Raw genomic sequence first — 26706 nt, 5'->3', positions numbered from 1 at the left:
GGCGCTCCGTTCCAGTGCGACGAGTCGGGCCGGACGGCGGCGGGTGCGCTGCCGCCCGCAGCCTCCAGGCTCCCCACCCCGGGGACCGGGCACAGGGGGCACTCGTCCTGCCTGCCTGGGACGTTGGCCCCTGCCGGTCGGCACCCAGCACCGGGATCGTCGACGCCGACACTCCCGTCGTCGAAACGGAGATCACCATGAAGGCCGCCGTCGTCACCGAACTCGGTGCCCCCCTCCAGGTCCAGGACGTGCCCGTCCCCCAGCCGGGGCCAGGTCAGGTGCTGGTCCGGATCGAGGCCAGCGGCCTGTGCCACACCGACATCCACGCTGCGCGCGGCGACTGGCCGGTCAAGCCCACTCCCCCGTTCGTGCCCGGGCACGAGGGGATCGGCGTCGTCGAGGAGCTGGGCGAGGGCGTGACCTCCCGGGCGATCGGTGACCGCGTCGCGATCGCCTGGCTGGGGTCGGCCTGCGGGGAGTGCCGGCACTGCATCGGCGGCTGGGAGACCCTGTGCGAGTCCCAGCAGAACTCCGGCTACTCCGTCGACGGGGCGCTGGCCGAGTACGCCGTCGTCGCCGCCGACTTCGCCACCCCGGTCCCCGAGGGCGTCTCCAGTCTGGACGCCGCACCCCTGACCTGCGCCGGGCTCACCACCTACAAGGCGATCAAGGTGGCCGACGTCGCCCCGGCCGAGACCGTCGCCGTCTTCGGCATCGGCGGGCTGGGCCACCTGGCCCTGCAGTACGCCCGGATCGCCGGCGGCTTCGTCATCGCCGTCGACGTCCAGGACGACAAGCTGCAGATGGCCCGCGAGCTCGGCGCCGACGAGGTGGTCAACGCGGCCACCACCGACCCCGTCGCCGCGATCCAGGCGCTCGGCGGCGCCGACGTCGCGGTCGCACTCGCCGCCGCACCGGCGTCGTTCGACCAGGCCTACCGGTCGCTGCGCCGCGGCGGCCGGCTGGTCTGCGTGGCCCTGCCCGCCGACGGCACGATGCAGCTGCCGATCTTCGACACCGTGCTGTCCGGCAAGTCCGTGATCGGCTCGATCGTCGGCACCCGCAACGACCTCGCCGACGTCTTCGCCCTGCACGCCGCCGGCCGCACGAAGGTGATCACGGTCGACCGCAAGCTCGACGACGTCAACGAGGCGATGGCCGACGTGCTCGCCGGACACGTCCCCGCCCGCATCGTCTTCCAGTTCTGACCGCCGCGGCGCCTGATCGGCGCGGCGCCAGGAGGCGTCGGGTGCCGGTCAGTCGCCGAGCAACCGGCGCAGCGACGTCCGGACCGACCACCGGGCCACCCGCAACGGGACACCCGCCGCAGCGATCGCCAGGTGCACACCCCACCGCAGCAGGTCGCTGTACTCCGCCGGAGGCGCATGCCCCCCCGGTGCGGGCCGGGGATCAGGCGCCGGCTCGGCCGCGGGTGCAGCCGGCGGTGGGGCGGGGGCGAGCACGTCGAACGCGGTGCGCCGCCGTGGGTCCCGGAGCGACTCGAACGACGGGATCGCCGGCGCATCCGGCGACTCCTCCTCGACCGGCTCCGGCTCCGCGGCCCTCACGGAGCCGGTGGACGGCTCGGGCACCACGGCGCGGATCGCCGCGAGCGACCCCGGGCCCAGGCCGGCGATCGCGGCCAGCTCGGCCCGGGTGAGCGCCGCCAGCTCGGCCACGCTGTCGACCCCCGCGCGGTTCAGCACGGTCACCGTCCGCGGCGGCAGGCCCAGCTCGCGGAGGGTCGCTCCGGGCACACCGCTCGGCGTCCTGTTCGACATGGGGCCAACGTAACGCCGCCGGACGCCACCTGGACGCGCGCCCCGGCCCGCCGACGACGTCGGATCGCCGTCCGGGCCGACTCCTGCCACCCTGACCGCGTGACCGGGGTCGAGCGCGAGACCATCCAGCGGACAGCGAGCGACCGGTCCTACGCCGGTCACTCCGTGCACGCCGCCCCGGGGGTGCACGAGTACGCGGTCACCCTGGTGCAGGCGGCCCTCCCGGACGGCGGGCGGGTGCTGGAGGTGGGCGCCGGGTGCGGTGCGCTGGCGCTGCGCCTGCGGGACGCCGGCTTCGAGGTGGTGCCGACCGACCTCGAGCCGCCGCACGACTGGATCGCCCGGCTCGACCTGGACCACCCGGAGCTGACCGACGAGACGCGCGGCCCCTTCGACATCGTGGTGTGCGTCGAGACCCTGGAGCACGTGGAGAACCCGCGGCAGGTGCTCCGGTCGATCCGGTCGATGCTGCGGGTCGGGGACCGCCTGCTGGTGAGCACCCCGAACGTCACCCACCCGCACTCGCTGCTGAAGACGGTGCTGCGGGGCGCCCCGGTGTTCTTCGGACCCGGGCACTACTACCAGCCCGGGCACATCACGCTGCTCCCCGACTGGATGCTGACCGAGCACGTCCGCCAGGCCGGGTTCGACCAGCTGGAGGTCCGGACCGCCGGCTCGATGGAGTACCACGGGCTCCGCCGCCTGGTCCACCGGGTGGAGCTCCGGCTGCTCCGGCTCATCGGGCTGCGGGCACACCCCGCGGACGGCGAGGGGATCTGCGTGTTCGTCACCGCCGTCGCGGTCTGACCACCGGGCGGGTCAGCCGGGCGCGGGGAACGAGCGGTCGCCGAAGAGGATGCGCCGCGCTGCGGCCTGTCCCACCGGGGTGCGCAGCGCGGTGAAGGCCGCGGTCGCCATGGCCGGGGTGCGCACCTGGGCCAGCCCCCGGCGCAGCAGCAGCCGCCCGCGGAAGCTCGTGCGCAGCGCCGCGCCGTCGTACCGGTCGAGCGCCTCGGGCCGGCCGGTCCGCAGGGCCTCGTCCAGCACGTCGGCGGCGTGCTCGGACAGTCGCAGGCAAGGGTCGAGGCCGCCGGCGGTGAGCGGGGAGACCGCGCCCGCGGCGTCCCCCACGAGCAGCCCGTCGGCGCAGCCGATCCGGCGCAGCAGCCCGCCGACCGGGATCGGGCCCCCGCGCAGTTCGACGTCGTCCGGCCGCGGCACCCCGGACAGGCCGGGGGCACGGGCGCCGAACCGCTGCACGGCCCGGCGGAGCCCGTCGGGGAAGCGGTCGGCATAGCCGGCCACCCCCACGTGGGCGTGGTGCCCGTCGTTGACCACCCAGGCCAGGTAGCCGGGCGCCAGGGAGGGGTCGAGCACGCAGTGGAAGGCCGGGGGCTCCGCACTGCCGGGCACGGCGAAGACCTCCTCGGCGCCGACCAGCAGGTGCCGGTTGCGGTCCAGGCCCAGGTCCCGCGCGACCCGGGAGCGGGCGCCGTCGGCACCGACCACGAAACGGGCGCGCACCCGGACCGGGCCGTCCGGGCCGGTCAGCAGCGAGTGGTCCGCCCCTCGACCGGAGTACCGGGTGCCGAGCGCCAGCCGCACGCCGGCGTCGGTCGCGGCGCGGGCGGCGGCCCGGTACAGCCCGCCCATGTCGCCCACCCGGTACTCGTCGCGGCCGCTGTCCAGTGTCACCGGGCGGCGCAGTGACGGCGGGTGGAGCACCACCCGCCGGATCGGCGGCCCGAGGCAGTCGGGCGGCAGCGGGAAGTCGTCGAGGGTCTTGCGGACGAAGATCCCGGTCGTCCGGATCGCGCCGCTGAGGCCGGGACGCCGCTCGGCCAGCAACACGTCGTGGCCGCGCCGGGCGAGCAGGGTGGCGACGTGCAGCCCGGCCAGCCCGGCGCCGACGACCAGGACGTCGACCGTCTCGGCGCGCAGGGACCCGCCGGAGCCGGATCCCGGACGCCGGGACGGTGAGGCCGGGGGTGGTAGCACCGGGCGGGGATCGGTCGACATGCATTGATCCTCAACTGCAACCTATCGAGAGTCAATCGACACGCCACGACGTCGGCCTGCCCGTGGCGGCACCGGCGGGCCACCAGGGCCGCGGGACCCGCCCGTCGACGACGACTGTCCCCGGACACCGGCCCATCGGGCGGGGCCGGGCTCCGGTGGCCGGTAGCGTGCCGGGGATGTCGGCGGACACCCTCCAGCGGGACCCTGCGCGGCGACGGCTGGACGCGTTGACCTTCGGGCTGTTCACCGTCGCCCTGGGCACCAACATCCCCACGCCGCTGCTGCTGGTCTACCGGCGCACGCTGGACCTCTCCGACGCCGACGTCACTGCCGTCTTCGGCTGCTACGCGATCGGCCTCATCGCCGCGCTGACCCTGTCCGGGCCCGCCTCGGACCGGTTCGGCCGGCGGGCCCTGGTCCTGCCGTTCGCCGTGCTCGCCGGCCTGGTCTCCCTGCTGTTCCTGCCCGCCGTCGACCACCTGCCGCTGCTCTACGCCGGGCGGCTGCTGCAGGGCGTCGTCTCCGGGGTGGTCTTCTCCGTGGCCAACGCCTGGCTGCAGGAGCTGGCCGGCCCGGACGGCCAGCAGTCGGCGGCCACCCGGGGCGCGGTGTCCACGTCGCTGGGCTTCGCCGTCGCACCGGCGATGAGCGGGCTGCTCGCCCAGTACGGCCCGGCTCCGACGACGCTGCCGTACCTGGTGCACGTCGCCGTCCTGGTCGTCGGGCTGGGTGCGCTGGCCACCGTGCCGGAGACCGTGCAGGCGCGCCACGGCGGCAAGCTGATGACGCTGGGCCTGCCCCCGGAGGCCCGTCGCCCCTTCTGGGCGGTACTGGCCCCCACCGCCGTCGGGGTGTTCGCCTTCCCCACGATCGCGGCGACGCTGCTGCCGCTGCTGGTGGTCCCCGACGGGGTGGGCGTCGCCTACGCCGGGCTGGTCGCGGGGCTGGCGCTGGGCGCCAGCGCGGTCGCCGCCCGGCTCGGCCGGCGCGCGGCCCGGGGCGCGGCACCGCTGGGGATGGTGCTCGCCGCGGCCGGGCACGCCCTCGGCGTCGCGGCGATCGTCACCGAGTCCGAGGCGCTGCTGCTCCCCTCGGCGGCGCTGCTCGGCGGTGCGGGTGGGCTCTGCCTCACCGCTGGGCTGACCCTCACCGCCCGGCTGGCGCCCCCGCACGCCCGGGGCGCGATGAACAGCGCCTTCTACGCCTTCGCCTACGCCGGGTTCGGCACCCCGCTGCTGCTGGCCTGGCTGGGCTCGACCTTCGGCACGGTCCCGGCGATGAGCGGCTTCCTCGCCGTCCCGGTCGCGCTGGCCGGCTGGCTGTGGCTGGAGCTCCGGCGTCGCGGCTGACGGCCCTTGCCTCCCCGCCGTGTGGCCCACGACACTCCCGGGATGGCGAACGCACCGCTCGTGGTCGGCACCGGCCCCCGGAAGGTCCTGGCACTGCACGGCTGGTTCGGCTCGGCGACCGGGTGGGGCCCCTTCGCCGACCTGATCGACGAGGAGCGGTACAGCGTCCTGTACCTCGACTACCGCGGGTACGGCGCACGCCGGTCGGAGGACGGCGAGCACACGCTGGCCGAGATCTCCGCCGACGCCCTGGCCGCCGTCGATGCGCAAGGGTGGTCGTCGTTCGCCGTCCTGGGGCACTCGATGGGCGGCAGTGCGATGCAGCGGGTGCTCGTCGACGCCGGCGGCCGGGTCACCGGCCTGATCGGGGTGAGCCCGGTCCCCTCCACCGGTGTCCCCCTCGACGAGCAGGCCGGACAGCTCTTCCGGGGCGCCGCGGGCGACCGGGGCAACCGGTACGCGATCCTCGACCTCACCACCGGCGGCCGGCTGAGCCGTACCTGGCTCGACCGCATGGTGCAGTTCTCCCTCGACCAGTCCGACCCCGCCGCCTTCGGCGCGTACCTGGACGCCTGGGCGGGCACCGACTTCTCCGCCGAGGTGCAGGGCAACCCAATCCCGGTCCGGGTCGTGGTGGGCGAGCACGACCCGGCGCTGAGCGCCGCGGTGATGGAGCAGACCTTCCTGCAGCAGTACCCGAACGCCTCGCTGGAGGTGCTGACCAACGCCGGCCACTACGCGATGTTCGAGACGCCCGTGGCGCTGCTGACCACCGTGGAGCGCTTCCTGGACGACCTGTGACCCAGCCGCAGGAGATCGCATCCCTCCTGGACCCGGCCACCTACGAGACGGGCCCACCGCTGGCGGAGCTGGCCCGGCTGCGCGCGGCAGGCCCGGTCGCCTGGGTCGACGAGCCGGCCGGTCCCGGCTGCTGGCTGGTCCTCCGGCACGCCGAGGTCGAGCAGGTGTTGAAGGACCCGGCCACCTTCTCCTCCTGGCTCGGGGCCACCCAGGTCCAGGACGCCGGGGACCTGCCCTGGGTCCGCCGGATGATGCTGAACATGGACCCACCGGACCACTCCCGGCTGCGCCGCCTGCTGACCCGGTCGTTCACCCCGCGCGCGGTGGCCGCACTCACCGCCTCGATCGAGGCCACCGCGGCCGCACTGGTCGACCGGATGATCGACGGTGCCAGCGAAGGCCGGTGCGACTTCGCCAAGGACGTCGCCGCCGACCTCCCGCTGGTCACCCTGGCCGACGTGCTCGGCGTCCCGGCCGAGGACCGCTGGCTGATGTTCGACTGGTCGAACCGGGTGATCGGCTGGCAGGACCCCGACTACGCCTCCTCGGCGGCGTTCGACGCCAGCAGCGGCACGGCCATGGCCCGGCAGGCGGTGGCGCTGCGCCCGGTGCCCGACGCCGACGGGCGGCTGCCCGACCCGCGCACCCGCGCCGGCATGCCGGACCTCTACGCCTACGCGCGGCTGCTGGCCGAGGAGAAGCGCCGCGCGCCCGGGCGGGACGTCATGTCGATCCTGCTGGCCCAGACCGACGGGGACGACCCGCCGGTCAGCGACGCCGAGTTCGAGAACATGTTCTGGCTGTTCGCGGTGGCCGGCAACGAGACGCTGCGCAACGGGCTGCCCGGCGGGCTGATCGCGCTGCTGTCCCACCCGGAGGCGCTGGCCCAGCTGCGCGCCGACCTCGGGCTGCTGCCCGGCGCGGTCGAGGAGATGCTGCGCTGGTGGACGCCGGTGATGGTGTTCCGGCGGACGGCGACCCGCGACGTCACGATCGCCGACACCCGGGTGCGGGCCGGGGACAAGGTGGTCGTCTCCTTCACCTCGGCCAACCGGGACGAGCGGGTCTTCGCCGAGCCGGAGCGCTTCGACGTCCACCGGGCGCCCAACCCGCAGCTGTCCTTCGGCCACGGGCCGCACTTCTGCCTGGGCGCCCAGCTGGCCCGGGTGCAGATGCGGTCGCTGTTCGCCGAGCTGCTGCGGCGCACCAGCGTGCTGGAGCCGGCCGGGCCGCCGGCGCTGCTCCGGTCGAGCTTCCAGCGCGGGGTGAAGCGGCTGCCCATCCGCTGGGTCGTCGGCTGAACCGGGCATGCTCGTGGCCGCCGGGTGTCACATCTGCGGCCCCGGCGGTGCTGTGAGGGCATGGACCTCGTTCGGTACGGAGCCCCGGCGGCGGTACGGCTGCCGATGCCCGGGCGCACAGCGGGTCGGGTCGAGAGGGAGGACAGGACGGTGGCGGGTGCCGTGTCCGGTGCCGTGCGGTCCGACCTCGGCGAGGTGTTCCGGCGCGACTACCCGCAGGTCGTGGCCGTGGCCGCCCGGGTGCTCGGCTCGCGGGACGAGGCCGAGGACGTCGCCCAGGAGGTCTTCCTGGCCTTCGGCCGGTCCACCGTGCCGGCCGCGGAGGCGCCCGGCTGGTTGTCCGTCGCCGCCGTCCACACCGCACTGAACCTGATCCGCTCCGGGCGCCGCCGCGCGTCCCGGGAGGAGACCGTGCACCGCCTCGGCGACGTCACCACCCCCGACGTCGCCGAGGCGGTGCTCACCCGCGAGGACCGCAGCCGCGTCCGGGCCGCGCTCGGCGGGCTGCCTCACAAGCAGGCCGTGGCCCTCGTGCTCCGGCACAGCGGCCTCAGCTACGCCGAGGTCGCCGCGGCACTCGACATGTCCCCCGGCAGCGTCGGCACCACCGTCCGACGCGCCGAATCCGCACTGCGCAAGGAGCTGACCCGTCATGCGTCATCCGACTGAAGGCACGCTGCGCCGCCTGCTCGACGAGCCGGCCGGCGTCCCCGACCCCGACCGGGCGCACGTCGCCGGGTGCCCGCAGTGCCTGGCCACGCTGGCCGCCACCCGCCGGGACGCCGACCTCGTCGGCGCCGCGCTGGCGACCGAGGGCAGCTCCGACGTCGACGCCGGCTGGCGGCGGCTCACCGCGGCCCTGCCCGCTGCCGCGCCGGCCGCCCGTCCCGAGCGGGTCCGGCCGAGCCGGTCCCGCGGGTTCCTGCGCCGGCCGGCCGCCGCGGTGCTCGCGGTCGGCGTCGTCCTGGCCGGTGCCGGGACGGCGGCCGCCAACGACTGGCTGCAGGTCTTCCGCACCGAGGAGATCGCCCCGCTGAGCCTCACCACCGACGACCTGGTCGCGCTGCCGGACCTGAGCGCCTACGGCGACGTCGAGCTCACCGGCGACCCGGACGTGCACCAGGTCCCCGACGCGGCCACCGCCGCGGAGGAGTCCGGGCTGGACGTGCCCGAGGTGGCCGACCTGCCCCGCGGGGTCACCGGCGAGCCGATGATCTCGGTGGGCGGCCAGCTCAGCGCCACCTTCACCTACTCGGCCGAGCGCGCCGCGCAGGCCGCCGCCGCGGCCGGTGAGGTGCTGCCCCCGCCGCCGCCCGGCCTGGACGGCAGCTCGGTGCGGCTGGTCGCGGGGCCCGGCGTCGCGCAGGTCTGGTCCTCCGAGTCCGGGCTCCCGGCCCTCGTCGTGGGCCGCGCCGTCGCCCCGTCGGCGTACTCCTCCGGCGTCCCGTTCGAGACGGTCCGCGACCACCTGCTGTCGCTGCCCGGCCTGCCGGACGACGTCGCGGCGCAGCTGCGGAGCTTCACCGCCGACGGCTCGACCCTCCCGCTGCCCGTGCCCGCCGAGCTGGCCACCAGCTCGACGGCGGAGGTCGACGGCGAGGAGGCCACGGTGCTGACCGGCAACGACGGCGCGATGGCGGCCGTGGTGTGGGTCTCCGACGGCGTGGTGACCGCGGTGGCCGGTTCGCTGGACGCCGACGAGCTGCTGTCCGTGGCGCGGGACCTGCGCTGAGCATGAGCACCGTGGACAGCGGTGCCGGGGTGCAGGCCGCCGCCGACCTGGTGGCCGGCCTGCCCCCGGCACCGGCGGCCTGGTGCACCGGGCTGCGCAAGCAGTACCGCAAGCACCTGGCCGTCGAGGACGTGTCGCTGCAGGTGGGCCGGGGCGAGATCGTCGGGCTGCTCGGGCCCAACGGTGCGGGCAAGACCACCGTGATCAAGATGCTGCTCGGGCTGGTCCGCCCGGACGCCGGGGAGGCGATGCTGCTCGGGCAGCGCTCCGCCGACCCGGCCGCCCGCGCCCGGGTCGGCTACCTGCCCGAGCTCTTCCGCTACCAGCCTTGGCTGACCGCGGCGGAGGTGCTGGCGCTGCATGCCCGGCTCTCCGGCGCCGGGGTGCCCGCCGCCGAGCAGCGCGACTGCCTGGCGCTGGTGGGCCTGTCCGGCCGGGGCGACGACCGGGTGGGCGGGTTCTCCAAGGGCATGCAGCAGCGCCTCGGGCTGGCGGTCGCGCTGGTGGGCCGGCCGGAGTTCGTGGTGCTGGACGAGCCGACCAGCGCCCTGGACCCGCTGGGCCGCGCCGACGTGCGCGACATCGTGCTGGAGCTGCGGTCCCGGGGGGTCGCGGTGCTGCTCAACTCGCACCTGATCGGTGAGGTCGAGCGGGTCTGCGACCGGGTCGTCGTCCTGGACCGCGGCCGGGTCGCCGCCTCCGGCACGCTCGCCGAGCTGCTCGGCCAGCGGGAGGTGCGGCTGCACCTGACCGACCTCTCCCCCGCCGCGCAGCAGCGGCTGGCCGCCCTCGGCCGGGTCGACCGGGAGGGCGAGTGGTCCACGGTCGCGCTGTCCGCCGACGACGACGGGACGGCGGTGCCCGACCTGGTGCGCGACCTGGTCTCCCTCGGGGCGCGGGTGCACGCGGTCGAGCCGGTGCGGATCAGCCTCGAGGAGCGCCTGCTCGGCATCCTGCGGGACGGCGCCGCGAGCCGTGCGGCGGGCCCGTCGTGAGCACGGCCCGGACGGTGCTGACCATCGCCGCGCTCACCCTGCGCGAGGCCTCCCGCCGGCGGGTGCTGTTCGCCCTCGCCGCGCTGACCGTCGTCCTGCTCGGGCTGAGCAGCTGGGGCTTCTCCCGGCTGGCGGCCGAGTCGCTGACCAGCGGCGAGGCCCGGCTGACCGCGTCGATCCTGCTGAACCTGGTGATGTTCGGCTACAGCCTGGTCGCCGCGCTGGGCACCGCGTTCCTGGCCGGTCCGACGCTGTCCGGGGAGACCGAGTCGGGCATCGCGCTGTCCATGCTCGCCCGGCCGATCCGTCGCTCGGCGTTCCTGCTGGGCAAGTGGCTGGGGCTGGTCGCGTTCGGCAGCGGCTTCGTCGTCCTGGCCGGGCTGGCCCAGATCGTCGTCGTCCGGGTGACCGTCGACTACTGGCCACCGGCGCCGGCGACCGCGCTGGCGCTGCTCGCCGCCCAGACGGTGGTGCTGCTGACCCTCACCGTGCTGCTCGCGACCGTCATCTCGCCGATGGCGTCGGGCGTGGTGGCGGTCGGCCTGTTCTGCACCACCTGGGTGGCCGGGGTGGTGGGCGCGATCGGCGAGGCCCTGGGCAACGACGCCGTCGGCCGGGTCGGGAGCGTGTCGCGGGTGCTGCTGCCCACCGACGGGCTCTGGCGCGGGGCGATGAACGCCTTCCAGGACCCGTCGGCGATCGTCCAGTTCGGCGGGGCCGACGAGGGCGCCGGGGCCTTCCCGTTCCTCAGCACGGCGCCGCTGACCCTCACCTACCTGGGCTGGGCGGTGCTGTGGGTGGCGATGGTGTGGGCGCTGGCCGCGATGTCCTTCGTCCGCCGGGACCTCTGATGGCCGACCCCGGCGCGGTCGTGCTGCAGCTGCCGTTCCGGGGCACCTGGCGGGTGGAGAACAGCCCGGCGCGGCGGGTGCCGAGCCACGGCACGCACCTGTTCGCCACCACGTACGCCATCGACTTCACCGCCGTGCGGGGACGGCGGACGGCGACCACCCGGGACTGGCGGTCGCTGTTGAGCACCGAGCCGGTGGACCGGTTCGTCGCCTTCGGGCAGCCGGTGCTGGCCCCGACTGCCGGGCGGGTGGTGTCGGTGCTCGACGGCGAGCCGGACGGCGTGGCGCGCCGCTCGCAGGCCGCCCGGGTGCCCTACGCCCTCACCCAGGCGGGCCGCGCCCGCGGCGGCGCCGGCGCCCTGGCCGGCAACCACGTCGTGCTCGAGCTCGAGCCCGGGGGCGCCCACGTCGTGCTGGCCCACCTGCGCGAGGGGTCGCTCCAGGTGCGCCCTGGTGACCCGGTGACGGCCGGTCAGCAGCTGGCCGAGTGCGGCAACTCGGGCAACTCCACCCAGCCGCACGTGCACGTCCAGGTCATGGACTCCGCCGACCCGTTCACCGCGCGCGGGCTGCCGCTGGCCTTCCGTGACCACCGGTCCTGGCCCCGGGACGGGGGCCCGCCGGTCGTCGTCCCGCTGGGTGTCCCCGCGGAGGGCGCGGTGGTCGAGCCGGTGTGACGGCGCCTCACCAGCTGCCGCCGCCCCCTCCCCCGGCCGCGCCGCCGACGTAGGTCGAGCCGCTGCCCGCGGTCGCCGGCGGGGAGAGCGCCGGGTTGTCCGGGGCGGAGAACGCCAGCAGCGCCGGCCACACGCCGACGTACCCGGCACCGTGCGCGGGCACGTACCAGGCGGGGGTGGCCCCGCGGCCGTCCGCCTGCACCGCGGTGGTCCACTCCTCCGCCACCCCCAGGGCCACCGCGTGCGGTAGGTACCGCACCCGGAGGTCGGTGCGCGCCTGGTCGGCAAGGCCGGCCAGCTGGTCTGCGTCGGCGGACCACGGCCCGTCGGAGGTGGCGAGCTGGTCGCGGAAGGCGGCTGCCCGCTCGTGCACCAGGGCGCCCTCCGGGGTGCGCTGCGGCATCCGCCCGGCCAGCCCCAGCAGGACCAGCCCGGCCAGGACGACGCCGGTACCGGCCAGTGCCCAGGTGCTGGTGACGGCCAGGACGACGGTCAGCACGACGCCGGCGACGAGCACCCCGGTGCCGAGGGCGTACCAGCGACGCCGGACCGCGGCCGGGTCGGCGCGGAACCAGCCGAGCTCCACCACGTCCCGGTACATCGCCGCGCAGGCCCGGGCCGCGATGGCCGGGAACCGTGACTGCAGGTCCGACAGGAGGACGACCTCGCCGTCGGCGAAGACGTCGTCGAGCAGCAGCTGCTCGTAGGGGCGCAGCCCCCGCTGGTCGACCGGCGTGCGGACCAGCCGCCAGTCCGGGGCGACGTCGGTGTCCGGCTCGTCGTCGGCGGGGTCGACGGCGACCTCCTCGATCCGCAGCTGGCCGCGGACGGCCAGGTCCAGCAGGGTGGCGAGGACCTCGTGCCGCTGGGCGTGGCCGTCGAGCACCGTGCCCAGCTGGGCCGGGCGGGCGTCGTGCGGCGGGGTGAGCTGCGGCGCCAGCGGCCCGGATCCGGCCGGGCGGCTCCGCCGTGCCCGCAGCAGCGGCGGGACGACGAGGAGCAGCAGCCCGCCGACGGCCAGCCCCGCGGTCGCCGGGGTGAGGCGGAAGGCCTGCGCCGGGCTGAACGTCTCCTCGAGCACCGGCTCCGCGCCGGCGAAGGTGCCCGCCGGGTAGGTGGCGCTGACCGTCACGCCCTCCCCCGGGTCGAGCCCGGTGGCCTCCGCGCGCAGCGCACCGACGGCCTCGATGTCCATGGGGCAGGCGATCAGGGCGTCGTCCGTACCGACCACGCAGTCCCCCGCGACCGGCGCCGCGCCCGACGGGCCGGTCAGCCGGACGTCGACCTGCTCGATCGGCACCTCCCAGCCGGTCCCGACGGCGTTCCAGGCCAGCCGGTCGCCGTCGTCTCCCGGGTCGGCGACCCCCTCGACCCGGTAGCTGAGCACGTAGGTGTGTTCACCGGTGACCTCGGTGTCCTCGTCCCCGACCCGGACGGTCAGCACGCCGTCCTCGCTGGTGACCTCGGTGTCCGCGGGCGCACCCGTGGGGCTCTGCACGACGACGTCGCTGATCGGGTAGAGCCGGTCGCGGGTCTGCTCGAAGGGCGCCCGCTCGGGGATCAGCCGCTCGATCCCGTGCCGCTCCTCGTCGCCGAAGTCGTAGGCGATCGTCTCCTCGACCTGCAGCGAGCCGTCGGCGTCGGCCACCAGGTCGACCTCGTAGGAGCGGATGGCCTCGGCCTGGCCGTCGCCCGTGCACCCCGCCAGCAGCAGGGCCGGGAAGGCCAGCCCGGCCACCCTGGCCGCTGTCCGCCGTCCGTCCGCGCTCATGTCCCACCGTCCTCGTCTCGACCGCCGTGCCCAGGTGAGGGCGGGCAGAGTCTCCCGGACGTCCGGGGTGTCCGGGGACGAGGCGCGGCCGCGCGCTCGCCGGAGAACTGTCGGCACCCCGTGCTGGCATGGCCGGGTACGGCACAGCACACACGCATCCACCGGAGGCTGTCGATGAGGATCGTCGTCACCACCCCGACCGGGCACGTGGGCTCCCGCGTGGTCCGGCTGCTCCTGCAGGCCGGGCTGCGGCCCACCCTGCTGCTGCGCTCCCCGGAGAAGCTGGACCCGCAGACGCGCGAGCTGGTCGACCTCGTGGTCGGTGACCAGGGCGACCTGGACACCGTGCTGCGGGCGACCGAGGGCGCGGACGCCCTCTACTGGGTCGACCCGCCGACGCCGGACGACGACCCGGTCGCCACGTCCACCCGGATGGGCGCGGTCGCCGCCCGCGCGGTGCGGGAGAACCAGGTGTCCCGGGTCGTCTTCCAGAGCAGCGTCGGCGCCGAGAAGCGCAGCGGTGTCGGGATGATCGACGGGCTCGCGCGCACCGAGGAGCAGCTGGAGGAGACCGGCGCCGCGGTGCTCCACCTGCGCTGCGGGTACTTCTTCAGCAACCTGCTGTCCGACCTCGACGGGCTGCGGGAGGGCGTGCTGCGCACCACCATGCCGATCGACCGGCCGATGCCCTGGGTCGACCCCCGGGACATCGGGGAGGTGGCGGTGGCCAACCTGCTGTCCCCGGGCTGGTCCGGCCGACGGGTGCTCGCCGTGCACGGGCCGGAGGACCTGAGCTTCGAGGGAGTGGCCGGGATCGTCGCCGCCGCCACCGGCCGGGCGGTCCGCGCCGAGCAGATCGGTGACGACGACCTGCGCGCGGGCCTCCGGGCGGCGGGGCTGACCGAGGCCCAGGTGGAGGGGTTCGTCGGGATGTCCCGCGGCCTGCGGGAGGACTTCGTGCCCGCCGACCCGCGCTCGGTGCTCAGCACGACGCCCACCACGCTGCGCTCCTGGGCCGTCGACCAGCTGGCGCCGCAACTCTGAGCCGACGCTGCGGCGACTGGCCGCTCCCGGGATCCGACGTAGCCTCGGTGGGGTGAGTCTCGCACCGGCACAGACCCTCAGCCTGGATCACCGCTTCGCCCGGGAGCTGCCGGAGCTGGCCGTCGCCTGGCAGGCCGACGACGCCCCGGATCCCCGGCTGCTCCTGCTCAACGAGCCGTTGGCCGCCGAGCTCCGGCTCGACCCCGTCACGCTGCGGACCGCCGAGGGGCTGCGCCTGCTGGTCGGCACCGCCGTCCCGGCCGGGGCCACCCCCGTCGCCCAGGGCTACGCCGGGCACCAGTTCGGTGGCTTCGTCCCGCGGCTGGGCGACGGCCGGGCGCTGCTGCTCGGCGAGCTGACCGACGTGGAGGGCCGGCTGCGCGACCTGCACCTCAAGGGCTCGGGGCGAACCCCGTTCGCCCGCGGCGGCGACGGGCTGGCCGCGGTCGGCCCGATGCTGCGCGAGTACGTGATCAGCGAGGCGATGCACGCCCTCGGCATCCCCACCACGCGCTCCCTGGCCGTGGTCGCGACCGGACGCTCGGTGCGCCGGGAGACGCTGCTGCCCGGCGCCGTCCTGGCCCGGGTGGCGAGCAGCCACCTGCGGGTGGGCAGCTTCCAGTACGCCCGGGTCAGCGGGGACGCCGAGCTGCTGCGCCGGCTGGCCGACCACGCGATCAGCCGGCACCACCCGGACGCCGCGCAGGCCGAGAACCCGTACCTGGCGCTCTTCGCCGCGGTGGTCACCGCCCAGGCCGAGCTGGTGGCCCGGTGGATGCAGGTGGGGTTCGTGCACGGGGTGATGAACACCGACAACGTGACCATCTCCGGCGAGACGATCGACTACGGGCCGTGCGCCTTCCTCGAGGCGCACGACCCGGCCACGGTGTACAGCTCGATCGACCACGGCGGGCGCTACGCCTACGGCAACCAGCCGATCGTGGCCGAGTGGGACCTCGCCCGGCTCGCCGAGGCGCTGCTGCCGCTGTTCGCCGAGGAGCAGGAGCGGGCGATCGAGCTCGCGGTGGCGGCACTGGGCGAGTTCCGGCCGCAGTACGACGCGGCCTGGTCGGCCGGCATGCACGCCAAGCTGGGCCTGCCGGAGGGGCTGGACGACGAAGTGGCCGCGCCGCTGGTCGAGGAGTTCCTGACCCTGCTGCAGGCCGGCCACGTCGACCACACGTCCGGGTTCCGGCTGCTCGGCGCTGCCGCCCGCGGCGACGTCGACCCGGTCCGCAACCTCTTCCTCGACCTGGCCTCGTTCGACGCGTGGTCGGAGCGCTGGCGCGCACTGGCTCCGGATGCCGACGCCATGGACCGGGTGAACCCGCTCTACATCCCGCGCAACCACCTCGTCGAGGAGGCGCTCACCGCAGCGACCGCAGGCGACCTCGCCCCGCTCGGTCCCCTGCTCGACGCCGTGACCCACCCGTACGCCGAGCGGCCGGGCCTGGAGCGGTACGCCACCCCCGCCCCCGCCGACTTCGGCGCCACCTACCAGACCTTCTGCGGCACCTGACCCGCGACGACAGAAATGGCCATTTCTGTCGGTCAGGGGTCGGTCGTCAGGCGGGCCAGTTCGACGACGGCGGCGACCAGCTGGTCGCCGTCCAACAGGACGGCGTCGTTGTGGTCGGCGCCGGGCACCTCGACCATGCGGTGCAGCTGCCCGGCGGCAGCGGCCACCGCCCTGCTCTGCTCCGGCGGCACGATCGAGTCGGCGGTGCCGAGGACGACGGTGGTGGGCACCTCGACCCGGGCGACCTGCTCGGCCACCGGGTACTGGTCGCGCAGCAGCAACCGGACCGGCAGGAACGGGTAGTGCTCGCTGCCGACGGCGGCCAGGTCGACGAACGGGGAGCGCAGCACGAGCCCGGCCGGCGGGTGGTCGACGGCCAGCTCGGTGACGACGGCGGCGCCCAGGCTCTCCCCGTAGTACAGGAGCCGCTCTGCGGGGACCCCGCCGTCGGCCAGCAGCCAGTCGCGCGCCGCGCGGACGTCGAGCGCCAACCCGGCCTCGGTCGGGCTGCCCGGGTTGCCGCCGTACCCGCGGTAGTCGAACAGCAGCACCGCCAGCCCCGCTGACGACAGCGCCCGGGCCAGCGGCGCCCGGACCCCGCGGTGGCCGCCGTTGCCGTTGGCCACCAGCACGGCCGGTGCGTCGGCCGTCGGGCCGGGCACGAACCACGCGCCGAGGGTCAGCCCGTCGGCGGTGGTCAGCTCGACGTCCCGGCCACCGGGGACGGCCTCGGCAGCGGGCGGCACCGGACCGGCGTCGGGCAGGTACACCAAGCGGCGCTGAACCGTCCAGAGCAGGCCGACCACCACGACCAGCACGATGGCACCGATCAGCGCGGCCCGGAGCACCGACCGCAGCACCACCCCATGGTGGCGCGCTGGGGGCCGGCCGGGCCAGCGCCGTCTAGCGGTAGTTGACGTGCGGGTGGTCGAAGTGGTTCGCCGTCACGCTGCCCCGGTCCTCCATCTGCTTCCAGGAGCCACCGGGCGAGGAGAGCATCCGCTGCTCCCAGATGATGTAGTCGACGCCGAGCTCAGCCCAGTTGGCCACGTGGTAGGCGACGATCGCATCCCCGAGGGCGGCGTTGGACATGACCATGTAGTCCACCGCCAGCCCCGACGGGTGACCGTGCGGGTCGGCAGCGCTGGGCCGGGTGCCGCCCAGGGTGATCGAGCCGGCGCCGGGCACGTTGCTGACCACGGCGTTCGCGGCCGCCTGCGCCTGCGGCTTGATCGGTCCGGCGGAATTGTTGATCTTGGCGATCGCGGACACCGCGGTGCCGGGGCTCGCGGCCGCCGCGGCGGAGGGCTTGGCCGCGGCGGCGGCCCGTGCCGGAGCGGCGGCGGCTGCCTGCGCCTCGGCCTCGGCCGCAGCAGCGGCCTCGGCGGCGACCCGAGCGGCCTCGGCCTCCGCGGCGGCCGCGGCCTCGGCGGCGAGGCGTGCTGCCTCCGCCTCCGCTGCCTGCTGGTCGAGCACGGCCTGGTCGGCCGCGGCCTGGGCCTGCTGGGCGGCGGTCTGCTCGGCCTCCCGGGTGGCCCGGCTGGCTGCCAGCTCCTCGAGCGGCCGGAGGTCCTCGGTCCCGTCGACGGCGCCGGATTCGGCGGCCAGCCCCAGCTGCTCGGCGACGCTCACCGGCTGGGACGCCACGGGGTCGGCCTGGGCCGCTGGGCCGACGCCGACGACGACGTTGACCAGGACGGCTCCGGCCGCCGCGATGCCCAGGTACAGCCCGGGGCGGCGGATGCCGGCCGGCGGGCGGCGTCGGCCGGTGGCGGCAGAGGTGGTGGTGCGGGCGCGCATGGGCAGGAGTGCTCCGTACAGGTGTCTTCCGTGTGCCGCCTACCAGGTCAGCTGACGGGTTCGGGCGGGAAGCAGCCCTACCCGGCCCGGACGGTCGTCCGGGCGCGGGATTCACCCCAGTGGTGCGGTGGGTCCCCGGCTCGCCCCGGAGGGCGACTCGGCGGCGTCCGGCCGGGCTCCCCGGGTGGGGACGTGGCGACCGACTGGACCCGGCCAACCTAACGGCGTTATGTAGTCGTGACAATCGGTTGCGGGCATTTCATCGGGTGACGGTGGTCGCGTCACTCTCCGGACACACGCGTCCCATCCGTCACCACCGGCGGTGTCCGGTCAGCGCGCCGACAGCTCGACGACGGACCGGCTCCCACCCCCGGCGGCGGTGGCCGCCCAGGCCTCCTCGACCCGCGCCAGCGGGAGGACGGCGTGCTCCACCCGGAGCTGCCCGGCCGCGGCGTGCCGCAGCACCGCGGTCAGCGCGGCCGCCCGCTGCTCGCCGGTGAGCGCGTTGTTGGTGTAGCCGAGCACGTCGATGCTCCGACTGCGCAGCACGGCGGAGGAGAACTCGGCGGCGTCCCCGGCCGCGCCACCCAGGTTGACCAGCCGCCCGCCGGGCGCCAGCACCGAGCACGCGGCCGCCGCCACGGCGCCGAACACCGGGTCGACGACGAGGTCGACGTCCGAGCCGACCGTCTGCCGGATCCGCGCCGCCAGGTCGCCGCCGTCCCCGGTGAGGACGACGTCCTCGGCGCCGGCCCGGCGGGCACGGTCGGCCGCGGACGGCGACCGGCAGACCCCGACCACCCGCCCGGCCCCCAGCGCGCGGGCGGCGCCCAGCGCGGCTTGGCCGACCGCGCCCCCGGCGCCGAGCACCAGCACCCGCTCCCCGGGCTGCAACCGGCCGCGCCAGGTCAGGGCCATCCAGCCGGCGACCGCCGACAGGCCCAGCGCCGCCACGACCGGGTCGGGCAGGTCCCCGGCGAGCGGGACGACGTCGGCGTCCGGCACCGCGCAGAGCTCACCCAGGCTGCCGTCGCCCGGGCTCATCCCCGCCGAGGTGGCGAACCAGACCCGGGTGCCGGGCGCCAGCACCGCCGACGACACCACGACCCCCACCCCCTGCACGCCGGGCACGTAGGGCACGGCCGGGCGGCCGAAGTACGACGTCCCGGAGGCGCAGAGCAGGTCCAGCGGCACGACCGGGGCGGCGGTCACCCGGACCAGGGTCCGGCCCTCGCCGGGCACCGGGTCCGGGTGGTCCGCCAGGGCGGGCGGCTCGCCCGGCGAGGTCAGGATGGCGGCGCGCACCGGCTCAGGTCGCGATGTCGGGGTAGGGCATGGAGACGTGCTCCATCGCCTTCCCGTAGGCGCGCTGGTACTCCATCGGCCCGTGGTCGCGTTCGAACAGCGCGATGAAGAGGGTGAGCGTCAGGAACGGGTGCGCGCCCATCTGGAACAGCGCGACGTGGTCGTGCGCGGCCAGCGCCCGCCGCTCCTCGTCGGTGAAGGCCAGCCAGGTCGTCTTCTCCGCGGGGATGCAGTTGAGGACGGTGTTGGCCATCTCGGCCTCCCACCAGGTGACCGTGCCGGCCGGGTCCTCCCGGTAGCGCTCGGTCAGCTCGGGGTCGCGGTCGACGGTGAACAGGAACTTGTCCAGCAGGTACTTGCTCATGCCGACACCCCCGCGCTCGGGACCCCGTTGGGGTACCAGGTGAAGTACGCCTCCATGGTGTGGAACAGGTCCAGGGTGTCGACGTGGTCGGCCTTCGCGCCCTCGCCGGCTACGCCCATCATCAGCATGAAGTCCATGAACCCGTGGGTGGCGTTGCCCGGGTGGTGCAGGGACTCCAGGGAGACCTCGGCCAGGCACCCCTCGATGTCCCCGCTGGCGATCCACTCGACGGCCTTGCGGTCGAACTCCGGGTCCGGCCCGTGCTCGCCGAACTGCCGCGGCCCGCCCAGCTCCAGGGACAGGTGCCCGGTGCCGATCACCGCCACCCGCTTGTCGCTCTCCCAGGACTCGACCATCTCCCGGATCGCCCGGCCCAGCTGGACGAAGCGCTTCGGCTGCGGCAGCGGCGGGGCGAAGATGTTGGTGTAGACCGGCACGATCGGCAGGTCGGCCTGCGGGCGCAGTGTGATGATCGGGCAGGTGATGCTGTGGTCGATCCGCAGCTCGTTGCTGAAGGCCAGGTCGAAGTCCCGGTCCAGCCCGTCCCGCAGCAGGTGCGCCGCCAGGTCCTCCTCGCCGCGCAGCGTCATCTTCGGCAGCCCGAACTCGCGCTCCTCGTTGTGGAAGTTGGCGTCGAAGAACGGCGCCTTGCCCACCAGGAACTGCGGCATGTTGTCCAGCCAGAGCTGGTGGAAGTGGTCGCTGCCGACCATCACCAGGACGTCGGGCTCCGCGCGGGTCAGCGTCTCGCGGAACGCCTCGATCTTCGCCACCCACTCGTCGGCGAACGGCGGCCGGTCAGCGCCGGTGGCGGTGCTGGCCCGGTAGTAGAAGGGGTGGTGGGTGGACGCGATCACCGCGGCCAGTTCAGCCATGACTGTCTCCGTTGAGGTCAGGGAGGTACGGGTCGGGGGCGACGGACCGGTTGTTGAGGTCCACGGACAGGAAGACGTCGTTGGCCACCGGGTGCCGCAGCTCCTCGGCCAACTGCCCGATCAGCCCGGCCGTGCGGGCCAGCAGGGCGAAGCCGCGCAGCAGCTCCAGCGGCAGGCCCAGGTCGGCCAGCGCGGCACCGCACACCCCGGCGCCGTTGAGCGGCAGGGTCTTGCCGAGCACCTGAGGGTGCACCCGGCCGATCGCGGCGAACAGCGACAGGTGCGGGCCGAACAGCCCCTCCTCGGTCGCGATCTCGAACAGCCGGGGGGTGCGCGGGTCGCCGTCCTTGTGCACGTGGTGGCCGAGCCCGGGCACGAAACGCCGCGCCGCCCGCTGGGCGGTCACCGTCTCCAGGGCCAGGGCGTCCCAGCCGGCGTCGTCGGTCGGCAGCTCACCGTCCACGCCCTTCAGCACGTCGTCCAGGAACCGGCCGGAGTCCTCGGTGACGCCGAGGAACCGGGAGCCACCGCCGAGCAGGCCGGCGGCGAGCGCCCCCTGCACCGAGTCCGGCGCCGACAGGTAGGTGAGCCGGGTGACGATGGCGGTCGGGGTGAAGCCGTGGTCGGCGAGCGCGGCCAGCACCGCCTCGAAGACCCGGGTCTCCCCCGGTGTGGGCCGCCGCTGGGTGGCCAGCCAGAAGGCCAGCTCACCGAAGCCGACGGTGCCCATGACGTCGCGGGCCAGGTCGGTGCCCAGCAGCGTGATCGACTCGCGGCTGGAGGCGCCCAGCGCGGTCGGGTACTCGGGGGTGGTCACGCGTCCTCCTCGGTGGCCAGCCACCGTCGCAGCTCGGCGCCGTGCTCGTCCAGGGCCGGCGGCGGCAGCCGGTAGTCGGCCGGGGTCTCGGAGAAGGTGATCGGGTGGCGGACCGACGGCACTGCCGCCTCGCCCTCCCCCACGGTCACCACCGGGTCCAGGCCGATCGACTCGGCGAAGGCCACACCCTGGTCGACGGTGTTGATCGGCCCGCAGGGCACGCCCGCGGCGATGATGTCGTCGAACCAGTCCCGCTTGGACCGGGTGCTCAGCCGCTCGACCAGCAGCGGGCGCAGCTCGTCCCGGTTGGCCGTGCGGTCCTCGTTGCGGGCGAACCGCGGGTCGTCGGCGAGCTCGGGCACGCCGAGCACCTCGACCAGCCGGCGGAACTGGCCGTTGTTGCCGGCGGTGATGATCAGGTCGCCGTCGGCGCACGGGAGCGGCTCGTAGGGGAACAGGCTCGGGTGGCTGTTGCCCATCCGGAACGGGACGACGCCACCGGCGACGACGGCGCTGGCGTGGTTGACCAGCCCGGACAGCGCCGAGGACAGCAGGTTGACCTCGACGTGCTGGCCGCGGCCGGTCTCGTGCCGGACGTTCAGCGCCGAGAGCACGCCGATGGTGGCGTGCAGCCCGGCCATCACGTCGAAGACGGAGATGCCGGCCCGGAACGGCTCGCCCTCGGGGTCGCCGGTGAGGCTCATCAGGCCGGAGATCGCCTGCACGATCAGGTCGTACCCGGGCAGCGGCGCCCCGGCCGGCCCGCTGCCGAAGCCGGTGATCGAGGCGTAGACGACCCGGGGGTTGGTCGCGCTGACGCTCGCGTAGTCCAGGCCGAAGCGCCCCAGCCCGCCGGTCTTGAAGTTCTCGATCACGATGTCGGCGCGGCGAGCCAGCTCCTGCGCGGCAGCGGCGTCGGCGGGGTCTTTGAGGTCCAGGGCGATGGAGCGCTTGTTGCGGTTCACGCCCAGGTAGTAGGTCGACACCCCCTCGCGCACCGGCGGCGCCCAGCTGCGGGTGTCGTCGCCGCCGGGGCTCTCCACCTTGACCACCTCGGCCCCCATGTCGGCCAGCAGCATGGTGGCGTAGGGCCCGGCCAGGACCCGGGAGAAGTCGGCCACCAGCAGGCCGGAGAGCGGCCCCCGGCCCGGCGAGCTGCCGGGCGGCAGTGGGTGTCCAGTCATCGGGTGTGGCCCCTCGAGCGGTGCAGCGCCGTCAAGCGGACGGGCGTCCGGAGTGACGCCGAGTCTCGACACGTCCGACAGCCGCTGTCAACTGGAAGTCGTTGGAGCCCCGCTTGTCTTGACATGTGGTCGCAGTCACCCTGACAGTGGGCCGGTCGCCAGGCTGACCGTTGTGCGGACATTCGTCCGCGACAGTCCGGTGACGGCCTGGAGGTAGACGATGTCCCAGCCCGACACCGACGTCGCGGGGCAGGCGACCGACCGCCCGGTCGTGCTGCGCAACGGCACCGTGCTGACCATGGACGAGGCGCACACCGTGCTGCCCGACGCCGACGTGCTGGTCGTGGACGGGAAGATCGCCGCCGTCGGTCAGCAGCTCGACGTCCCGGCCGGGACGCTGGAGATCGACGCGCAGGGCGGCGTCGTGATGCCCGGCATGATCGACACCCACCGGCACATGTGGCAGACCGCGATGCGCGGCTACGGCGCCGACTGGACGCTCACCCAGTACTTCGTCTGGTACTACCTCGAGCACGGCAAGGCCTTCCGCCCCGAGGACGTGTACGCCGGCAACCTGCTGTCGGCCTGGGACGCCGTCGAGGCCGGGGTGACCACCACCGTCGACTGGTCGCACGGGCTGCAGACCGTCGACCACGCCGAGGCCGCCGCCGACGCCCTGCTCGCGGTTCCGGGCCGGTTCCTGCTGGCCTACGGCAACATCCAGGCCGGTCCCTGGGAGTGGGCCACCGACCCGGCCGTGCAGGCGTTCCTGAAGCGTCGCCAGGACGAGGGCAAGCTCGGCCTGCAGCTGGCCTTCGACGTCACCGGTGACCCGGCGTTCCCGGAGAAGCCGGCGTTCGAGGTGGCGCGCGAGCTGGGCCTGCCGGTCACCACGCACGCCGGCGTCTGGGGGGCCACCGGCGACGAGGGCATCCGGCTGATGCACGAGAACGGCTTCATGACCCCCGAGACGGTCTACGTGCACGCCGCCACGCTGACCACCGACTCCTACCACCGGATCGCCGCGACCGGCGGCTCGATCTCGGTGTCCACGGAGTCCGAGCAGAGCGCCGGGCAGGGCTACCCGCCCACCTGGCAGGTGCGCCGGCACGGCATCCCGGTCTCGCTGTCCATGGACACCAGCGTGTGGTGGAGCAGCGACCTGTTCTCCGCGATGCGCAGCACGCTGGGCGCCGACCGGTCGCGGGAGCACCTGGAGGCGCACGCCCAGGGGCAGACGGTCACCCAGGTGCACCTGCGGGCCGAGCAGGTCGTCGACTGGGCCACCCGTGGCGGCGCGCTGGCGCTGGGCCGGGACGACCTGGGCAGCCTGGAGCCGGGCAAGCAGGGCGACGTCGTGCTGATCAAGAACGACCGGTCGCCGGTCTCCTTCCCGCTGCTGAACCCCTACGGGCACGTGGCCTTCCAGGCCCAGCGCGGCGACGTGCACACCGTGCTCGTCGGCGGCCGGGTGGTGAAGCACGAGCACCAGCTGGTCGGTGCCGACCTGGCCGCGGTGCGGCGGACCGTCGACGCGACGGTCGAGCACCTGCAGTCGACCCTCGGCCCGGAGGCGTGGGCGGCGGGCATGAACCCGGCGCTGCCGGACGACGACGTGCTGGACAACCCGTACACCTACACCGAGTACAAGTCCCACTCCACCCACGGAGCGCGGGGCAACGTCTTCGGCGAGCCCTCGCTGGACCAGCACAGCTCGCACTGAACACCCGTCGCACCGCGCCGGCCCGGCGCGGTGCGACGCACCAGCAGCAACGGGACGGGGAGGTGGCACACAGTGGCAGGACGGGGCACGGGGCCGGACTTCGTGGAGGCGCTCGCGCGCGGGCTGGACGTGCTGGCCTGCTTCGACGCCGACCACCCGGTCATGTCACTGAGCGACGTCGCGACCGCCGCCGGGCTGGCCCGGCCGACCGCGCGACGGCTGCTGCTCACCCTGGAGGAGCTCGGCTTCGTCCGGTCTTCCGCCGGTGCCTTCCGGCTCACCCCGAAGGTGCTCACCCTCGGCATGGCCTACGTCGGGGCGCTGGGGCTGTGGGAGATCGCCCGCCCGCACCTGGAGGCGCTGGTCGCACAGACCGGCGAGTCCTCCTCGATGGCCCAGCTCGACGGCTCGGACATCGTCTACGTCGCCCGGGTCGCCGTCCCGAAGCTCATCACGCTGCGGGTGGAGATCGGGACGCGCTTCCCCGCCGTGCAGACCTCGCAGGGCAAGGTGCTGCTCGCCGGCCTCTCCCCCGCCGAGCTGGAGGCCACCCTCGCCCAGCCGAGCCGGGCCGGGTTGCCGACCTACATCGGTCGCTCCGCCGACCACCTGCAGACCGAGCTGACCGAGGTCCGCGCCCGTGGCTGGGCACTGGCCGACGAGGAGCTGGCCCCCGGCGTCCGCTCGGTCGCGGTGCCGGTCCGGGACGGCGCCGGCGCCGTGCGCGCCGCGATGAACGTGACGGTGCACGCCGCCGAGACCTCGACCGACCGGCTGCTCACCGAGCACCTCCCCCGGCTGCTGCGCACCGCCGGGGACATCAGCGCCGAGTGGGCGCTGTGGCAGACCCGGCCGCACGTCGAGGTCACCCGCCGGCCGGACGGCTCGACCGCCGCCGGCTGACCGCGACTCCCGCGGGGAGGCGTAGGACCGCAGGCCGTGGACCGGGTCAGCGGGTCCCGCCCGGTCCAGGGCGCGTCACGGAACAGGGCCTACTGGCCGGTGGCGGCAACCGCCTCGGGCGAGGTGCCGTCGGCTGCGGTGTGGACGAGCCGACCGGCGAAGTAGGTGCGCAACACCCGGGTGGCGTGCACCTGGGCGATGTCGACCTCGAAGAGGTGCCGGTCCAGCACGATGAAGTCCGCGGACCGACCCGACGTCAACCGGCCGGTCACCTCACCCAGCCCCATCGCCTCGGCCGGGGCGCTGGTGAAGGCCGTGATCGCCTCCTCCAGGGTGATCGCCTGCCCGGGGTTCAGCGAACCTTCGATCGACGGATCGGGACTCCGCCGGGTCACCATCGTCTGCAGACCCGTCCACGGGTCGGGCGTGGGGGCCGAGCACGGCCAGTCGGAACCACCGGCGACGGCCGCGCCGGAGTCGAGCAGGCTGCGGAACGGCCAGGAGGCCGCCACCAGCTCCCCCGGGACCTGCTGCTGGATGCTCTCCTGCAGCACGCTGGGGAACCAGATGAACGGGGAGGCGTCGGCGACGACCCCCAGCGCCCCGAACCTCGGGACGTCGTCGGGGTGGATGAACTCCACGTGGGCGATCTGGAACAGCGGCCCCGGGCCACGCTCCCCGCGCACCTGCTCCACGGCATCGAGCACCAGGCGCACCGAGGCGTCACCGGTGGCGTGGAACTTGGCGCCCATCCCCAGGTCGTAGCACCGCTCCACCTGCGCGACCAGGTCCTCGAGGGTCCAGTAGATCTCCCCGGTGGTGTCCGTCTGCCCGTGGGAACAGAGGTAGGGCTCGAGCAGGGCTGTGGTCCGGGTCATCGGCACCCCGTCGAGCACCACCTTGACGAAGTCCGGCCGCACGATCGTGCCGGGCCTGGCACGGACCTCCGCGATCAGTTCGTCACCGGTCGTCCCCTCCTCCAGGAACTGGCGGACGGGCGCGGACGTGACGACCCGGGCGGTGAGCTCTCCGGCGTCCTCCAGGTCCCGCAGCATCGCGTAGGCCAGCCCCATCGTGGCGGCGTCCTGCGCGGCGGTGATGCCGTAGGAGTTCAGCACCTGCACCGCGGTTGCCACGGCGGTCCGGGTCCGGGTCCGCTTGTCCGGGATGGAGGCGGCGAACGCGCTCTCGGCCACCGAGGAGGTCAACTCGTACAGCAGCCCGGTGAGATGTCCCTCGGCGTCCCGGACGTAGCGGCCGCCCTCCGGGTCCGGGGTCGACGGGCCGACCCCCATCAGCTCGAGCGTCCGGCTGCTGACCCAGCGGTTGTGCATGGAGTCGTCGCGCAGCAGCACCGGCCGACCCCCGCTGGCCTCGTCGAGCAGCTGCAGGAAGCGCCGGTCCGCCAGCGTGTCCAGCAGGGTGGCGCCGACGATGCCGCCGACGACCCAGTCGTCCGGCCCGAGCCGGCTCGCCCAGTCGCGGACCTTCGCCAGCACGTCGTCCAGGCCGTCGGTGGGGAGCAGCGGCAGCTCGAAGGCCGCCTGGGCGCCACCGAGCCCGAGGTGCACGTGCCCCTCGCTCAGGCCCGGCATGACCATCGCGCCGTCCAGGTCGACCACCTCGGTGTCCGCACCGACGTGACCGGCGACCTCCTCGTCCGCGCCCACCGCCACCAGGGACCCGCCCCGGACGGCGAGCGCCGTGGCCCACGGGCGCTCAGGGTCCTGCGTCCAGATCCTGGCGTTGCGGACCACCAGTTCGGCGCCGCTCTCGGTCGTCTCGTCCATCGGATCTCCTCTCTGGACCGGGCAGCCACCTGCTGCCGCGGGGCGTGCTCGAGGTGGTTCCCGTTCCCGGGCGGGGGTAGAGGCTCGCCCCGGATCGACGCCCGG

At 74.9% G+C, this 26706-nt stretch carries 25 protein-coding genes and 1 riboswitch; of the genes, 14 read left to right on the top strand and 11 right to left on the bottom strand.

Annotated features, from left to right (window positions below):
• The first annotated feature begins 197 nt into the window (after positions 1-197).
• Positions 198-1208 (top strand): alcohol dehydrogenase AdhP, encoded by a 1011-nt coding sequence (adhP, locus tag O2W15_RS09525; protein ID WP_269179231.1) that lies wholly within the window; start codon positions 198-200, stop codon positions 1206-1208.
• A 48-nt stretch (positions 1209-1256) separates the two neighbouring features.
• Here the strand turns inward: adhP and O2W15_RS09520 are convergent, their stop codons facing one another.
• On the bottom strand, positions 1257-1781 hold the full coding sequence (locus tag O2W15_RS09520) for a helix-hairpin-helix domain-containing protein (protein ID WP_269179230.1): 525 nt from the start codon (positions 1779-1781) through the stop codon (positions 1257-1259).
• Positions 1782-1880: 99 nt separating this feature from the next.
• Between O2W15_RS09520 and O2W15_RS09515 the strand changes: the two genes are divergently transcribed.
• A complete protein-coding gene (locus O2W15_RS09515) occupies positions 1881-2588 on the top strand; it encodes a class I SAM-dependent methyltransferase (RefSeq protein ID WP_269163215.1) in 708 nt (235 codons plus the stop codon).
• Positions 2589-2600: 12 nt separating this feature from the next.
• On the opposite strand, the gene O2W15_RS09510 is transcribed toward O2W15_RS09515, so the two are convergent.
• Positions 2601-3800, bottom strand: a complete 1200-nt coding sequence (locus O2W15_RS09510) for an NAD(P)/FAD-dependent oxidoreductase (RefSeq protein WP_269179229.1) — start codon at positions 3798-3800, stop codon at positions 2601-2603.
• A gap of 176 nt (positions 3801-3976) precedes the next feature.
• Here O2W15_RS09510 and O2W15_RS09505 point away from each other — a divergent pair, with 176 nt between their 5' ends.
• The 8 genes from O2W15_RS09505 to O2W15_RS09470 all read left to right on the top strand — a co-directional run bounded on the left by O2W15_RS09505 (position 3977) and on the right by O2W15_RS09470 (position 11506).
• On the top strand, positions 3977-5149 hold the full coding sequence (locus tag O2W15_RS09505; protein WP_269179228.1) for an MFS transporter: 1173 nt from the start codon (positions 3977-3979) through the stop codon (positions 5147-5149).
• A 42-nt stretch (positions 5150-5191) separates the two neighbouring features.
• Positions 5192-5950 carry an alpha/beta fold hydrolase gene (locus O2W15_RS09500; RefSeq protein ID WP_269179227.1) on the top strand — a complete coding sequence of 253 codons (759 nt, stop codon included), beginning with the start codon at positions 5192-5194 and terminating at the stop codon, positions 5948-5950.
• On the top strand, positions 5947-7251 hold the full coding sequence (locus O2W15_RS09495) for a cytochrome P450 (protein ID WP_269179226.1): 1305 nt from the start codon (positions 5947-5949) through the stop codon (positions 7249-7251). Before O2W15_RS09500 ends, O2W15_RS09495 begins: the two co-directional genes overlap by 4 nt.
• A 150-nt stretch (positions 7252-7401) precedes the next feature.
• A complete protein-coding gene (locus O2W15_RS09490; RefSeq protein WP_269179225.1) occupies positions 7402-7920 on the top strand; it encodes a sigma-70 family RNA polymerase sigma factor in 519 nt (172 codons plus the stop codon).
• Positions 7904-8983, top strand: a complete 1080-nt coding sequence (locus tag O2W15_RS09485; protein ID WP_269179224.1) for a hypothetical protein — start codon at positions 7904-7906, stop codon at positions 8981-8983. Before O2W15_RS09490 ends, O2W15_RS09485 begins: the two co-directional genes overlap by 17 nt.
• Before the next feature lie 2 nt (positions 8984-8985).
• Entirely contained in the window at positions 8986-9978 is a 993-nt protein-coding gene (locus O2W15_RS09480) for an ABC transporter ATP-binding protein (protein ID WP_269167175.1), read from the top strand.
• Complete coding sequence (locus O2W15_RS09475; RefSeq protein WP_269163223.1) at positions 9975-10829, top strand: ABC transporter permease; 855 nt, start codon at positions 9975-9977, stop codon at positions 10827-10829. Before O2W15_RS09480 ends, O2W15_RS09475 begins: the two co-directional genes overlap by 4 nt.
• Complete coding sequence (locus O2W15_RS09470; protein ID WP_269179223.1) at positions 10829-11506, top strand: M23 family metallopeptidase; 678 nt, start codon at positions 10829-10831, stop codon at positions 11504-11506. The genes O2W15_RS09475 and O2W15_RS09470 overlap by 1 nt, the downstream gene beginning before the upstream one ends.
• Before the next feature lie 7 nt (positions 11507-11513).
• Here O2W15_RS09470 and O2W15_RS09465 read toward each other — a convergent pair whose 3' ends face one another.
• Positions 11514-13277 carry a DUF2207 domain-containing protein gene (locus O2W15_RS09465; protein ID WP_269179222.1) on the bottom strand — a complete coding sequence of 588 codons (1764 nt, stop codon included), beginning with the start codon at positions 13275-13277 and terminating at the stop codon, positions 11514-11516.
• A 174-nt stretch (positions 13278-13451) separates the two neighbouring features.
• On the opposite strand from O2W15_RS09465, the gene O2W15_RS09460 reads away from it, so the two are divergent.
• Both O2W15_RS09460 and O2W15_RS09455 read left to right on the top strand, forming a co-directional pair.
• Positions 13452-14321, top strand: coding sequence for an NmrA family NAD(P)-binding protein (locus O2W15_RS09460; RefSeq protein ID WP_269179221.1), 870 nt, complete (start codon positions 13452-13454; stop codon positions 14319-14321).
• 52 nt (positions 14322-14373) lie between these two features.
• Entirely contained in the window at positions 14374-15840 is a 1467-nt protein-coding gene (locus O2W15_RS09455) for a protein adenylyltransferase SelO (RefSeq protein WP_269179220.1), read from the top strand.
• Between the two features lie 32 nt (positions 15841-15872).
• Here the strand turns inward: O2W15_RS09455 and O2W15_RS09450 are convergent, their stop codons facing one another.
• The 7 genes from O2W15_RS09450 to O2W15_RS09420 form a co-directional block, all read right to left on the bottom strand.
• Positions 15873-16700 carry an alpha/beta hydrolase gene (locus tag O2W15_RS09450; RefSeq protein ID WP_269179219.1) on the bottom strand — a complete coding sequence of 276 codons (828 nt, stop codon included), beginning with the start codon at positions 16698-16700 and terminating at the stop codon, positions 15873-15875.
• 43 nt (positions 16701-16743) lie between these two features.
• A complete protein-coding gene (locus tag O2W15_RS09445; protein WP_269179218.1) occupies positions 16744-17640 on the bottom strand; it encodes a hypothetical protein in 897 nt (298 codons plus the stop codon).
• 21 nt (positions 17641-17661) lie between these two features.
• Positions 17662-17813: riboswitch (cyclic di-AMP (ydaO/yuaA leader) on the bottom strand.
• Positions 17814-17970: 157 nt separating this feature from the next.
• Positions 17971-18945 carry a quinone oxidoreductase family protein gene (locus tag O2W15_RS09440; RefSeq protein WP_269179217.1) on the bottom strand — a complete coding sequence of 325 codons (975 nt, stop codon included), beginning with the start codon at positions 18943-18945 and terminating at the stop codon, positions 17971-17973.
• 4 nt (positions 18946-18949) lie between these two features.
• On the bottom strand, positions 18950-19309 hold the full coding sequence (locus tag O2W15_RS09435; RefSeq protein ID WP_269179216.1) for a hypothetical protein: 360 nt from the start codon (positions 19307-19309) through the stop codon (positions 18950-18952).
• Positions 19306-20184, bottom strand: coding sequence for an extradiol ring-cleavage dioxygenase (locus O2W15_RS09430; RefSeq protein WP_269163238.1), 879 nt, complete (start codon positions 20182-20184; stop codon positions 19306-19308). The genes O2W15_RS09435 and O2W15_RS09430 overlap by 4 nt, the downstream gene beginning before the upstream one ends.
• Entirely contained in the window at positions 20177-21001 is an 825-nt protein-coding gene (locus O2W15_RS09425) for a citryl-CoA lyase (RefSeq protein WP_269163239.1), read from the bottom strand. The genes O2W15_RS09430 and O2W15_RS09425 overlap by 8 nt, the downstream gene beginning before the upstream one ends.
• Positions 20998-22185, bottom strand: a complete 1188-nt coding sequence (locus tag O2W15_RS09420) for a CaiB/BaiF CoA transferase family protein (protein ID WP_269179215.1) — start codon at positions 22183-22185, stop codon at positions 20998-21000. Before O2W15_RS09420 ends, O2W15_RS09425 begins: the two co-directional genes overlap by 4 nt.
• Before the next feature lie 220 nt (positions 22186-22405).
• On the opposite strand from O2W15_RS09420, the gene O2W15_RS09415 reads away from it, so the two are divergent.
• The gene (locus O2W15_RS09415; RefSeq protein ID WP_269179214.1) at positions 22406-23908 is read left to right on the top strand and encodes an amidohydrolase family protein; all 1503 of its coding nucleotides are present in this window, start codon (positions 22406-22408) and stop codon (positions 23906-23908) included.
• Positions 23909-23980: 72 nt separating this feature from the next.
• Positions 23981-24811, top strand: a complete 831-nt coding sequence (locus O2W15_RS09410) for an IclR family transcriptional regulator domain-containing protein (protein WP_269179213.1) — start codon at positions 23981-23983, stop codon at positions 24809-24811.
• A gap of 89 nt (positions 24812-24900) precedes the next feature.
• On the opposite strand, the gene O2W15_RS09405 is transcribed toward O2W15_RS09410, so the two are convergent.
• Complete coding sequence (locus O2W15_RS09405) at positions 24901-26601, bottom strand: amidohydrolase (protein WP_269179212.1); 1701 nt, start codon at positions 26599-26601, stop codon at positions 24901-24903.
• Between the last annotated feature and the right edge of the window lie 105 nt (positions 26602-26706).

Origin of the sequence: Modestobacter sp. VKM Ac-2979, assembly GCF_026967995.1 — a bacterium.
GTDB lineage: Bacteria > Actinomycetota > Actinomycetes > Mycobacteriales > Geodermatophilaceae > Modestobacter.
This window is presented reverse-complemented; position numbering and strand designations above follow the sequence as displayed.